Below are 12,595 nucleotides of genomic sequence, written 5' to 3'. Positions count from 1 at the left end.
ATCGTCTCAGAAAAATCATTTAACAATAATCTTACTTGATTGCCTTTCTTGCAGGTATTGCCACTTGCTTTGTTCTAGGGATCTTTCTAATGCGTCCAACTTCTCTAAATAATTTAAAAAGACCTTGTTGTGAGCTAACATAAGCTTTCTGATTCCTTTGATGAAATTTTTATTCTTTAGGCTTTCTACAAGCGTCTGTGAAGCAGTGATTAAGGAAGCTGTACCTCCAATGTTGCTCTGATACGCCTTTAGAGAAGTTTCTAAACGCTCTCTTATATTTTGTTTTTCTTGCTCGATTTTCAGCTTCCCCCCACAATAAAGAACTAAAACTTTATCGGATATTCCGCATTGCTGCTCAGCAGTCTTTTGGTCTAAGGGATTGATTTTCATATAGATTAATAAAAGTTCAGGGCTAGACATATAAGTCTTGAAAATCACATCTTCTGAGATGAAGAATAACTCATTCGCTTCAAAATTGGCTTTCAACAACGCTAAATCTCCTCTCAAAGCAATAGCCGCTTTTTTGATGTTTAGAGCGTCTTCTTTACCCATTTCATCATTAGCGCTAGGGCTAGTGGTTGAAAAAATCTCATCTAAGTTTTTGAGCGTTTGTTGGTTGGTCTCTTTGTAGGTGCTATCAAGTTGCTGTAAGCCGCTTGTTATATCTTCTGCCATCAAAACAGACAATAGCAAAAAAGAAGATATGGTATTTTTTACGAGTGTTTTCATTTGACAATAACTTTAGAGTTAGCAATGTTTCTTGCTGTCGTTTCTCTTTCTAATTTCAGTTGTTCTTCCCAAAGATCGGCTTTTTTTTCAAGATTCTCTATATAGTTTAAATGATTTTCTGCATTTAAGATAGCAGCTTCTATGAGCGCATTCAAATCTACTGATCCTTTTAAGGTTTTGATTTCTTCATTGATCCCATTCAAATAAGCGATATTTTGAAAATCTGCATCATTCAGTTTATTTTGAATAAGGGCTACAATCTTTCTGTAATTCTGAATAACCTGTTCCATAAGGCATGCTGAAATTTTCAGCCCATCAAGATAGGGGCATTTTGTGGGTGCTAGAGTGAATGTTTCAATGATTCCAAATGGTGTGCCCATGCTTGAAAAAAAACTAAGAGCAGGCGCGTAGATGGTGCTTTGAAACAAAGTCTGACCTGTTAGGGAATTGTAGTCAATAAGGGTCGCTTTTTGCATAGCCGCTTCCAACCATGTTTCAAAACCTTCTAAGGTTTCTTCAAACGCCTTGATACCAGTCGTATTGTAAGCGATGTATTCAGCGTTGTCAGAAGAACTCCCTAGAGCTTGAGAAAGCATTTCCATTTGCGTTTTTAGGGTAACGCTCGGTTCAAAGCTGTTTTTTAACGCTTCTAAGAGAGCGTTTTGTTGGTTCATTTTGAGCTTGATCATTTCGTTATTTTTTTGGAGAGCGATTTGCATGTTTTGGATTTCTGTTTGGGTATTAATTTTTTGTTTTTCCACGATTATTTTGACATTCCCCCCCAATGCACTAAGCGCGCTTGAATACCCTTCCATGACGCCAAGCAAAATGTCTGAACCTGCAAAAAACCCCCCTGTCATGCTATTGACACCATTAATAACGCCATTAGCCCCTTTTAACATAGCGCTCATAGTTGCAAGCTGAGTTCTCAATTGTCCCTCTATTTGCGCTTGAATGGCTTTTTCTTTGGCACTAGATTGAGCCTCTATGGCTTTTAATTCGGCTTGAGCGGTTTTTTGTTTGGCTTGTGCATCTGCCTGAATGGCTTTTAAGGCAGGTTCAAGCGTTATTACTGCCCCTGCACCATTCAGAGACAAACCACAAAAAGTTAAGAAAGAAAATATGCTTAAAAAACATTTCACATCTCTTTCCTCACTTCACGATTATTTTAGTTTGCACCCTTTCTGTTAAGTAGCTATCTTTTTGCCCCTTAAGTTTGTCTTTGATGTAATCAAGATAAGTCAAATGCGATTTCAAAAAAGATTTATTCGCTACTATATTGTAATTATATAGCGAGCTTATGTTAGAAATCGCTTGAGTGTCATAGGTGCTAGTAGCTAATCCTGATTGACCAAGTATCATTTGAGAAGCGTTCTGTAACAAATTGGTATTGTTTTTCACAAATTCTATATAGTATTCTCTCAAAATTTCTGCTACTTTTTCAGCATAGCAATAAACGACAAGAACTTTGTCTCCAATAGGGCATGCCGGAGTGGTCATAGGATTAACGCCTGAAGTTAGGGCATTAGTGGCTAACGCTTGGTATTTGGCATAAACAGTGGGCATAGAGACACTCATAGGAGTCATAGAAATTTGCATGCAACTAAAAAACACTTTTGATGAGCTAGCAAGCGCACCTAAAGCGGTGCAACTATCAAGGGAATCGGCTGTATCATTCATTGAGCTGTTGCTTGCTTGAGAACGCAGTTGCTCTTGTAGAGCTAGGGCGTATTTTGGAGCTGCACTTGTAATATTGCCTAAGATACCGCTCATCATTTCAACCGTTGTTGGCACACTAGGAACAGCGATTTGATTCGTCGCATAAGCTTCAATAGCACTGGGATTTTTAGGGGTAGTGTTACTCGCTAAAATGCTTGCAATCTGACTATTAACAGCACTAATTTGTGCAGCTTGCGTGTTGCCTTGCGCGTTAAATTCCCCTGTTAATTTGCTGATATTTAAGATATTGTTCCCCACAGCCATGCTTTGATCGCTAAAACCTTGATACAATTGGTTGTATTGTTGGTTAGCGGCTTTCATAGGCATGCTTACGGCTTCAGCGATGCTTTGATTGTATTGGGTCATGATAGCGGTCATTTGCGGATTAGTAAATCCCACAACAATAGGAATAATCGCTGCTGTCATAGCACCCGCTACTATTCCTGCAAATGGCCCTGCAACACCACTTGTGCTTGAAATGACTGAGGAGACTTCCGATAAGAAGCCTGCAGAAGATGATTCATATATAGCTTGTGTGCCTGCCATGTTAATACCCTCCTAAGCTTGGTGGTAAAAACGATGAATCTGAGTATGTTGGTGCATAACCATACATGAAAGGATTGTTTGGTCCGTAATTGCCCATCATTTGGCTCATGAGAAGATTTTGAATGCCCCACATCGCATTGATACCTAGATTATCATTAGGTTGAAAACTCCCTAAACTTATGTCGTCAAACTTGATATTAACATTCTTATCATTATAGTCATTGAGTATGGCCACTTTTTGCTCTAAGGTTTCTTCAGGGATCTCTATTTTTAGTTGATCTCTAGAAACAAGCCCCACGCTATTTAGCGCCATATCTTCAGGACTAATATCTTTTATACCAGTGTTTTGGTCAGCGTTAAGCAAAGCGTTAAACATGCCAATGATAAGACACCAAGCAAAGAGTAATTTAATTTTATAAAAATTCGTTTTCATACTTTTGACTCCTTTATTCTTATTTTTGGCACTATTCTAGCGCATTAACACCACTCAATCGCTGTTTTTGTTTTGATTTTTTTGATCGAGCATTTTGTTTGTTACTGCATCAATGTTTTGAAAATATTTTTCAAAAAGCTCTTTCTTTTTAGCTTCAACGCTCATATCAATTTGAATCCAATTAGGAACAATGGAGTCCATGATCAAATGCGTGAAGTCATAGGCATGATTGGTTGGGTATATTTTGTTCTGAACATAGTATTCTAAAAAATTCGCTTGAACAAAAAAATTCTCTATATCGCTCTGCATATCCTCGCTTATGTTGTGATTGATAGGTTTTTCTAGTAATCTGAGAATCCTATACGACTGCATGATAGTTTCTAGCATGAAATAAACATAAACATAAACTAATGAGACAAAAGAATTATTTGCTTTAAACGAGCTTGCGTCATTTTTCCCGCTTTGAAGAGGGATTAATCTTGATAATGTTTTTTGGGGATCTTGCCCATCGTTTATTTCTTTAAAAAAGCGGAAGTCTAAATCCTGATTACTGAGAAATGACTTGACAAAGTGGAGATTAGCATTAAGACTATCTATGAGACCTGAATAAAGGTGTTCTGTTTTGACATCATCTATATTTAAAACATTCTCATAAAACACATTGACATGGTCTTCTAAGAAATTAGAAAAATCATAAAGAGTGGTAAGGTTTTGTTCAGTGATTTCGCCTTCCATTTCTTCTTCTATGAAGTCCAATTCTTCTCTCAGCTCAAAAAGATAATTAGAAAAACTATCCAAAATCGTCAAGACATCATTTTCTAAAATTTTCAATAATTTTTCTTCACGCAAACTTTGTTTCATTTTAATACTCCTTTATTTGTTGATACATCTGCCTTAGGGCCTGATATTTATCTATAATACTATGGTTTTGGACAATCTTGTCAATTTCTTTGACAAATACAGTGTCTGTGGATAAAATTTTCAAATATTCTTTAGGAATGCCTCTCAAATTAAAACTGGCGATAACGCTAGGGCTTCCATCTTGTTTGTAGAGAATTTTCCTATCTAGCCCCTTAGTGATGATTTCAAATTCTTTTTCTGTAACATTAGCTAGTCTTTGGTAATCAGAAAGATTGCCCCCATCGTTTCTCAAAAAAATCTTTGTAGGGCATTGTTCTCTAATAGTATCAGCAATAGGGCAAGCCAAAAGATCAGTGATGCTTTGAGTCGCAAGTCTGACAATAGCGTTTCTTTTCCTTGCAGTTTTTAGCATGTCTCTTACAAAATAAGCGACCTTTGGATCGCCTAAATATTTCCAAGCTTCATCAATATCTAAGACAAATCTACGCCCATCCATTGCCTCTTGGATACGAGCGAAAAGGTAAAAACAAATAAAGGGCGAAACATCATTATTGTCTAAGAAACTTGACCCATCAACGCCAATAATCGTTTTTGAAAAATCTAAGCGATCGGTTGCTTTATTGTCAAAAAGCCATTGAAATTCACCATTGGTTGATTTGCAAAAAGGCGCTAATCGCGCGACAAGCCCATTAGGATCATTGTGGTCTTTTCCGAAAGCATTAATCAGTTGAGTGATGGGATAATCTAGGTTCATATCTCCTGTGATAAGGTTGGTTACTGCCGCTGCAAGCGTATTAGAATCTGCTAGGCTAAAAGTGGTGCTGTTGCCATTTTCGTCTTTTTCATCGCTTTTGGTTGCTAAGTTTTTCACAAGCTCTTTGACAACAGAAATAGCTGTTTGTTTTTGCTCCATTGTTGCATTGGTTTTTTGCACACAAGCCGCCCAAGCAAAAGGATTTAATCCTGTATCTGTCCCTAGCTCAATCTTGACATACTCCCCACCCATTGCGACAATATTCCCATAAGCGCCATAATCTTTATCCATATAGACCATAGTGAGCTTTTGCTTGTCTTTGCTGACATTAGCAGGAAAATGGTGAGCGAATTGTCCCATAGCGTTTAGAGTCATTGACATAAACACCGTCTTACCTGAACCGGTTGATCCCAGTATCAAAGTGTGTCCTGCTGAAGCTGAACCAAAATCAGTAGGCATGTGGAAGTTCAGATAAAAAGGCGAATTGATCTCGCTTTTTAGCGTCATGACGCTATTACCCCAAGCGTTATTCTCTTGATTGCCATCAAAACTCATAGCCCTCATAGCGATGAAATCAGCAAAATTATTAGAAGTTACATCAAAAATAAAAGGAAGCGTAATAAAAGAGCAATGTTTGGCAAAAAAGTAATTTTCCATAGAGAAAGTCGCTGCGTTGGCCAAAAAACCTTTAGCGTTAAGACTAGAGACGCATTCCTTAACGCTTTGTTTCATTTTTTCCAAGCTATCAGCAAACAGCACTAAAGAATTACCATAACTGCCTAGCGTAATATCACCATTACCCACTAATTCGCTCAAACAACCTAAAGTCATGCCTTGCTCTTTAGAGCCTCCACTAATAATAATTCTTCTAGAGGTGAAAGCCAGTTTGTCCTTTAAAACCTGTGAGTTTTTAGGCGAATAAGCATGCATAAAGATGAATTCGCTGTCTAGAGCGTTGATCTTATCAAACAAATCGCTCTGTGATTTAGGGGCGTATTCACTAATCTCAATAGCGCTAAAATATTTTTCACTCAAATCATCATTTAAGATTTTTCCATGCTTATTGGCAAAATAAACTTCTTTCACCCCGCCATGCATTTTTTCCTTGAGATACAAGTCTTTTCTGTTGCAAATAAAAGGAGCTTCATTCATTCCCACAAGAAAATTGTAAAACTCGCATTGTTTGGAGTAAACAACCCCATCTTTGGTGTATTCTTTTAATCTAGTGGGGTGGTATTTACTCAATAGCTCTTCTATGAGCTCTATCCTATCCTTGAAGTTTTCAAGCTTGGCTCTAATAATCCTTTGAAACTCTTCAAAATTATTGTCTGCAAAATGCTTTTTATTCATAACGGGTTCATTGAGAGTGTCTAATAAATCTTGCTCTATGGTCAGAAAAAAACTAATATCATAAAAACTTTCTCTCTTTTGTTTCTCATTATAGGCTCGCATAAAATCATTAGAAAAAACAAGACTATAATCCCTATTGGTTTCATCAATAACGATTTTCTTTTTAACAGTGTGAAAATAAAATTTGAATTCAGGGGTAACAAAATTCCTAAAAACGCTATAAATAGAAGCGTGTAACTCTATGAGATCTTTTTTGGAAGTGGTTAAAAAGTCAATGCCCCCCAATTTGATTGTGCCTAAAAGAGAATAGTTGTTAGTAAGGATCACTCCATCATCTAAAAAACATTCATAGTTATTCGCTAGATAGGAGTTTGCAGCACTCACAAGTCTGTCTTCTCTATTTGGGTTTAAGTGGATGTCATTAGCCATTTCTTTACTAGGCTTCATGGAAAAAATGCTCATGAATGCTTTGTTTTTCACGCCCTTAAACAAAAAAGGTTTTTTGAATTTCATCGCTCGCTCCATTCTTTGATAAAGCCTATAATCTTTCTTGAATCCAAGAGCTACAAGCACAATAACAATCGCTACAATCAAAACAGGTTCATAGGCTTGAAAAAGAATAACAGATAATACAATTGTTACAAACAATATAAATATAGAAGAATAAATAAAAGTTTCAGGGAAACCAAACAACCTATTCCCCCCATCAAACAAGACTTTAAAAAAGGGATTGACACCTTTTTGCATGTCTGCTTTAAGTTCTTCTATTTTTTGAAACTGCCGCTTTTGAACCTCTTGCTCTATGATTAGCTTTTTTTGTTCGTCAGCTTGCTTGCTTGCCACAAACACCCCTCTCTTTATAGATAGACCGCTTCACATGTAATCGTATAAAAGATTTTTTTGAGGGACTCTATGGTGCTAATATGTTTCAAAAGATCATTAGGGTCATAAGAATTGAATACGGCCAATAAAACATTATACAGCTTATCATCGCATAGAATTTCTCTTGTTTCTCCTCGCAATGATAAAAAGCAGCGTTGTTTGTTGGTCGTGCTGATGCTTTTGAAAGTAAAAAAGTCTTTCACTTCAGGATTGATCTGTAATTCCACATTCAATCCCATTTCTTTACCCTTTTCATCAAAGATTTTTTCAATAATGGGATCGTAATGTTTCAAATCCTTTATTTTTTTAAGGACTCTATTGACAATCACGAAATCAAAAACTTCATCTTTGATAATATCGGGATTGACTTCTTTGAAAGTTACTTTCTTGTCTTTCAAATTTTTGATAGTCGCCTTGAAACTATCAAAATCTAAATTCGTATAAACACGCCCATTGGGAGTGTTTTTTTCTTTTTCTAGAGCTTCTTTTTTTGCTTGATCACCATCATTTGCCGACCCATACGAACTGAAAACAACGAGACTCAAGAGAACTTTCAAAAAAAAGTCTCTTAGTTTTTTATTACTATTATTGTTGTTCAATTTAGCTAGCTCCTCCACTCGTGCCAATATCGAAGCCAAACTTAGTGCTCAAATAGATAATACCGCCTGCCACCGCTAACATAGCTATGGGCTGCGCATAAGCAAAAACAGTCGCTTGACCTCTTTTGATGTCATCAGAGATTTTCCAAATATCCGCTATGCCTTTGACCCCTAGAGCACAACCACCTACGATCGCTAAAACAGAAATGATCTGAACAACCAAAGATCTAGTCTCAGTAACGCCTGTTGCAGGACTGTTGAACGCCATTAAAGGATTGGTTGTCATCGCTAGCCCTAAAGTTACTACAACTTTCTTGTAGCTGTCAGTGATTCTTGTAAGAAATTTCATGCGTTTCCTTTCAGATTGAAATAATGGTGTGATTATACCAAAAAAAAATATTTTTACACTTCCACGCAAGTGCCACTAGATTAATTGGTCTGTGTGCATCCTTTTTGATTCAAATAAAAACCGACACTTTTGTTTGATTATTGACGCAATTAGAAACAATAAACCTACTTGTCCCAACCTTTTTTGTTCCTCAAGTCGTTGTAGAATTGCAGATCTTTAGGATCTTTGATGTATTTTTTAATTGTCTCAGGTTGAAACCTAAAAACAAGCAAAAACAAACCCAAGCTGATCAGAGTGAGAATAAAACTCCATTTTAAGCAACTCCATAAACCACTAAAGAAACTTTTTTTGAAGCTGTCTTTGAAAATCTGTCCTATTATTGATTTATTTTCCATGTGGATCACAAACACCTAATCACAAACATGTACTATGGTAAGCATGACACACACACACAAACCAAACTATTTTTAAAACGCTTCATGCACCCACCTTGCCTCCAACCATGACTTTAGCACTGCATTTGATTTCTTCATCAAAGGCTCATTTTTTAATTTCTTTTCTTGTCAAGATTTGTCTATTCTAGCAAGTTTTTGTTAATTGTGGGTAAAAATGTGAATTCTTCCTAGCCTTTAGACGCTTGCAATGATTGGACTTTTTCAATATTAACAATATCAATGAAAAAATGCTTGATATTGTGGTATAATGAGAATGTTCAAAGACATGAATTGACTACTCAAAGCGTGTAGCGATTTTTAGCAGTCTTTGATACAAAATTTGGGTATAGAAAGGAGAAACAATGACTAACGAAACCATTGATCAAACAACAACACCAAATCAAACACCAAGCCAAACGGATTTTGATCCGCAACGATTTATCAATAATCTTCAAGCAGCTTTCATTAAAGTTGATAGTGCTGCCGCTTCATTTGATCCCGATCAAAAACCAATCGTTGATAAGAATGATAGGGATAATAGGCAAGCTTTTGAGAAAATCTCGCAACTAAGGGAAGAATACGCCAATAAAGCGATCAAAAATCCTGCCAAGAAGAATCAGTATTTTTCAGACTTTATCAATAAGAGCAATGATTTAATCAACAAAGACAATCTCATTGCTGTAAATTCTTCCGTAGAGAGCTTTCAGAAATTTGGGGATCAGCGTTACCAAATTTTTACGAGTTGGGTGTCCCTTCAAAAAGATCCGTCTAAAATCAACACCCGAGCAATCCGAAATTTTATGGAAAATATCATACAACCCCCTATCTCTGATGATAAAGAAAAAGCAGAGTTTTTGAGGTCTGCCAAACAATCTTTTGCAGGAATTATCATAGGGAATCAAATCCGATCGGATCAAAAATTCATGGGCGTGTTTGATGAATCTTTGAAAGAAAGGCAAGAAGCGGAAAAAAATGGAGAGCCTGCTGGTGGGGATTGGCTTGATATTTTTTTATCATTTGTATTCAACAAAAAACAATCTTCCGATCTCAAAGAAGTGCTCCATCAAGAGCCAGTGCCTGATTTTGAACAAAATTTAGCCACTACCACCACCGACATACAAGGCTTACCGCCTGAAGCTAGAGATTTGCTTGATGAAAGGGGTAATTTTTCTAAATTCACTCTTGGTGATATGGAAATGTTGGATGTTGAGGGTGTCGCTGACAATGATCCTAATTACAAGTTCAATCAATTATTGATCCACAATAACGCTCTATCTTCTGTGCTAATGGGGAGTCATAGTAACATAGAACCTGAAAAAGTTTCATTATTGTATGGGGATAATGGTGGCCCTGAAGCTAGGCATGATTGGAACGCCACCGTTGGTTATAAAAACCAACAAGGCAACAATGTGGCCACACTCATTAATGTGCATCTTCGTAACGGCAGTGGGTTAATCATAGCGGGTAATGAGGATGGGATTAAAGATCCTAGCTTCTATCTCTACAAAAAAGACCAACTCACAGGTTTGAAACAAGCGTTGAGTCAAGAAGAGATCCAAAACAAAGTGGATTTCATGGAATTTCTTGTAAAAAACAATGCTAAATTGAACAGCTTGAGCAAGGAAGAGAAAGAAAAATTCCAAAATGAGATTGGAAATTTCCAAAAAGACTCTAAGGCTTATTTAGACGCTCTAGGGAACGATCATGTTGCTTTTGTTTCTAAAAAAGACAAAGGTCATTTAGCTTTAGTTACTGAGTTTGGTAATGGGGAATTGAGCTACACTCTCAAAGATTATGGGAAAAAACAAGATAGAGCTTTAGATAGGGAGACAAAAACCATTCTTCAAGGTAACCTAGAACATGATGGCGTGATGTTTGTTGATTATTCTAATTTCAAATACACCAACGCCTCCAAGAGTCCTGATAAGGGTGTGGGCGCTACGAATGGCGTTTCCCATTTGGAAGCAAATCTTAGCAAGGTAGCCACCTTTAATTTGCCTAATTTAAATAATCTCGCTATCACTAATCATATAAGGCGAGATTTAGAAGATAAACTGTGGACTAAAGGATTGTCCCGACAAGAATCTCATAAGTTCATCAAAGACTTTTTGAACAACAACAAAGAATTGGTTGGAAAAGTTTCAAACTTCAATCAAGCTGTAGCTGAAGCTAAAAACACAGGCAATTATGATGAAGTGAAACGAGCTCAGAAAGATCTTGAAAAATCTCTAAGGAAACGAGAGCATTTAGAGAAAGAAATAGCGAAAAAATTGGAGAGCAGAAACGAAAACAAAAATAGAATGGAAGCAAAAGCTCAAGCTAACAGCCAAAAAGATAAGATTTTTGCGCTTATCAATAAAGAGGCTAGTAGGGAGGCAAGAGCGGCCACTTACGTTCAGAATCTTAAAGGTATTAGGAGCGAATTGTCTGATAAACTTGAAAATATCAACAAGAATTTGAAAGACTTTGGCAAATCTTTTGATGAACTCAAAAATGGCACAAATAAGGATTTCAGCAAGGCAGAAGAAACGCTAAAAGCCCTTAAAGGCTCGGTGAAAGATTTAGGCATCAATCCAGAATGGATTTCAAAAATTGAAAACCTTAATGCAGCTTTGAATGATTTCAAAAATGGCACAAATAAGGATTTCAGTAAGGTAACACAAGCAAAAAGCGACCTTGAAAATTCCATTAAGGATGTGTCCATCAATCAAAAGATAACGGATAAAGTTGAAAATCTCAATCAGGAGGTATCAGTGGCTAAAGCAACAGGCGATTTCAGTGGGGTAGAGCAAGCCCTAGCCGAACTCAAAAACTTATCATTGGATCAAAAAAATGAAAGTTCCAATGTTGGAAAAAGTTCTGATCTACAATCCGTTAAAAATAGTGTGAATGGAGTCCTAGTCGGTAATGGGTTATCTAAAACAGAAGCCGTAGGGCTCTCCAAAAATTTTTCGGACATCAGGAAAGAATTGAGTGAGAAACTTTTTGGAAAATCCAATAACAATAGTAATGGACTCAAAAACAACGAAGAGCCCATTTACGCTCAAGTCAATAAAAAGAAAGCCGGACAAGCAGCTAGCCCTGAAGAGCCCATTTACACTCAAGTTGCTAAAAAGGTAAGTGAAAAAATTGACCGACTCAACAAACTTGCATCAACAATAAATGTAAAAATTGGCCAACTTAACGAGGCAAATCAAGCAGACTTTCCTTTGAAGAGAAAGGTAAGTGAAAAAATTGACCGACTCAACAAAGCTGCATCAACAATAAATGCAAAAATCGACCAACTCAACGAGGCAAATCAAAAAGACTTCCCTTTGAGTAGATACGCTGCGGTTGATGATCTCAGTAAAGTAGGGCTTTCAAAGAAACAAGAATTGACTCGTAGAATTGGCAATCTCGATCAGGCAGTATCAGAAGCTAAAGCAGGTTATTTTGGCAAACTAGAACAGACGATGGATGATCTCAAAGATTCTACAAAAAAGAATGTTTTGAATCTATGGGTTGAAAGCGCAAAACAAGTGTCTGCTAGTTTGCAAACGAGATTGGACGATTACGCTACTAACAGCCACACGCACATTAATAGCAATGTCAAAAATGGAGCAATCAATGACAAAGCGACCGGCATGCTAACGCAAAAAAACCCTGAGTGGCTCAAGCTCGTGAACGATAAGATAGTTGCACACAATGTGGGAAGCACTCCTTTGACGGAGTATGATAAAATTGGATTCAACCAAAAGAACATGAAAGATTATTCTGATTCGTTCAAGTTTTCCACCAAGTTGAACAGTGTCATAAAAGACACTAAGTCTGGCTTTGTGCAATTTTTGACCAACACATTTTCTACAGGTTCTTACGACTTGACGAAAAAAAATGTAGAACATGGAGTCAAAAACACTAATACAAAAGGTGGTTTCCAGAAATCTTAAAGGATCGAGGAAC

At 36.8% G+C, this 12,595-nt stretch carries 11 protein-coding genes; 2 read left to right on the top strand and 9 right to left on the bottom strand.

What is annotated here, in order from left to right; translation table 11 throughout:
* Positions 1 to 15: 15 nt before the first annotated feature.
* From cagL to AA974_RS03795, 3 genes are read right to left on the bottom strand one after another with little or no spacing between them, the layout of a single operon-like run.
* The gene (cagL, locus tag AA974_RS03805; RefSeq protein ID WP_064433491.1) at positions 16 to 729 is read right to left on the bottom strand and encodes a cag pathogenicity island VirB5 family T4SS-associated adhesin CagL; all 714 of its coding nucleotides are present in this window, start codon (positions 727 to 729) and stop codon (positions 16 to 18) included.
* Positions 726 to 1,871 carry a cag pathogenicity island type IV secretion system translocation protein CagI gene (cagI, locus tag AA974_RS03800; RefSeq protein ID WP_064433490.1) on the bottom strand — a complete coding sequence of 382 codons (1,146 nt, stop codon included), beginning with the start codon at positions 1,869 to 1,871 and terminating at the stop codon, positions 726 to 728. Before cagI ends, cagL begins: the two co-directional genes overlap by 4 nt.
* 10 nt (positions 1,872 to 1,881) lie before the next feature.
* Positions 1,882 to 2,826, bottom strand: a complete 945-nt coding sequence (locus tag AA974_RS03795) for a hypothetical protein (RefSeq protein ID WP_064434059.1) — start codon at positions 2,824 to 2,826, stop codon at positions 1,882 to 1,884.
* Here AA974_RS03795 and AA974_RS08040 point away from each other — a divergent pair.
* A complete protein-coding gene (locus AA974_RS08040) occupies positions 2,813 to 3,010 on the top strand; it encodes a hypothetical protein (protein WP_230380937.1) in 198 nt (65 codons plus the stop codon). The genes AA974_RS03795 and AA974_RS08040 overlap by 14 nt on opposite strands.
* Here AA974_RS08040 and cagG read toward each other — a convergent pair.
* From cagG to cagB, 6 genes are all read right to left on the bottom strand, one after another.
* Positions 2,996 to 3,427, bottom strand: a complete 432-nt coding sequence (gene cagG / locus AA974_RS03790; RefSeq protein ID WP_064433489.1) for a cag pathogenicity island type IV secretion system translocation protein CagG — start codon at positions 3,425 to 3,427, stop codon at positions 2,996 to 2,998. The two genes, AA974_RS08040 and cagG, sit on opposite strands and share 15 nt — an antisense overlap.
* 54 nt (positions 3,428 to 3,481) lie before the next feature.
* Positions 3,482 to 4,288 carry a type IV secretion system chaperone CagF gene (gene cagF / locus AA974_RS03785; RefSeq protein ID WP_064433488.1) on the bottom strand — a complete coding sequence of 269 codons (807 nt, stop codon included), beginning with the start codon at positions 4,286 to 4,288 and terminating at the stop codon, positions 3,482 to 3,484.
* Position 4,289: 1 nt separating this feature from the next.
* Positions 4,290 to 7,241, bottom strand: coding sequence for a cag pathogenicity island type IV secretion system ATPase CagE (cagE, locus tag AA974_RS03780; protein WP_064433487.1), 2,952 nt, complete (start codon positions 7,239 to 7,241; stop codon positions 4,290 to 4,292).
* An 8-nt stretch (positions 7,242 to 7,249) separates the two neighbouring features.
* Positions 7,250 to 7,873, bottom strand: a complete 624-nt coding sequence (gene cagD / locus AA974_RS03775) for a cag pathogenicity island type IV secretion system protein CagD (protein ID WP_064433486.1) — start codon at positions 7,871 to 7,873, stop codon at positions 7,250 to 7,252.
* 1 nt (position 7,874) lies between these two features.
* On the bottom strand, positions 7,875 to 8,222 hold the full coding sequence (locus AA974_RS03770; protein WP_064433485.1) for a CagC family type IV secretion system protein: 348 nt from the start codon (positions 8,220 to 8,222) through the stop codon (positions 7,875 to 7,877).
* A gap of 164 nt (positions 8,223 to 8,386) precedes the next feature.
* Complete coding sequence (cagB, locus tag AA974_RS03765; RefSeq protein ID WP_064433484.1) at positions 8,387 to 8,617, bottom strand: cag pathogenicity island protein B; 231 nt, start codon at positions 8,615 to 8,617, stop codon at positions 8,387 to 8,389.
* Between the two features lie 401 nt (positions 8,618 to 9,018).
* Between cagB and cagA the strand changes: the two genes are divergently transcribed.
* Positions 9,019 to 12,582, top strand: a complete 3,564-nt coding sequence (gene cagA / locus AA974_RS03760; protein WP_064433483.1) for a type IV secretion system oncogenic effector CagA — start codon at positions 9,019 to 9,021, stop codon at positions 12,580 to 12,582.
* Positions 12,583 to 12,595 lie beyond the last annotated feature (13 nt).

Origin of the sequence: Helicobacter pylori (assembly GCF_001653475.1) — a bacterium.
Taxonomy (GTDB): Bacteria; Campylobacterota; Campylobacteria; order Campylobacterales; family Helicobacteraceae; genus Helicobacter; species Helicobacter pylori_CM.
This window is presented reverse-complemented; position numbering and strand designations above follow the sequence as displayed.

Bases quoted from the DNA above. Each gene is read 5' to 3' on its own strand.
- AA974_RS03770 (WP_064433485.1), bottom strand. From the start codon at position 8,222: ATGAAATTTCTTACAAGAATCACTGACAGCTACAAGAAAGTTGTAGTA.
- AA974_RS08040 (WP_230380937.1), top strand. From the start codon at position 2,813: ATGATAGCGGTCATTTGCGGATTAGTAAATCCCACAACAATAGGAATA.
- cagG (WP_064433489.1), bottom strand. From the start codon at position 3,427: ATGAAAACGAATTTTTATAAAATTAAATTACTCTTTGCTTGGTGTCTT.
- cagB (WP_064433484.1), bottom strand. From the start codon at position 8,617: ATGGAAAATAAATCAATAATAGGACAGATTTTCAAAGACAGCTTCAAA.
- cagA (WP_064433483.1), top strand. From the start codon at position 9,019: ATGACTAACGAAACCATTGATCAAACAACAACACCAAATCAAACACCA.
- cagF (WP_064433488.1), bottom strand. From the start codon at position 4,288: ATGAAACAAAGTTTGCGTGAAGAAAAATTATTGAAAATTTTAGAAAAT.
- cagL (WP_064433491.1), bottom strand. From the start codon at position 729: ATGAAAACACTCGTAAAAAATACCATATCTTCTTTTTTGCTATTGTCT.
- AA974_RS03795 (WP_064434059.1), bottom strand. From the start codon at position 2,826: ATGACCGCTATCATGACCCAATACAATCAAAGCATCGCTGAAGCCGTA.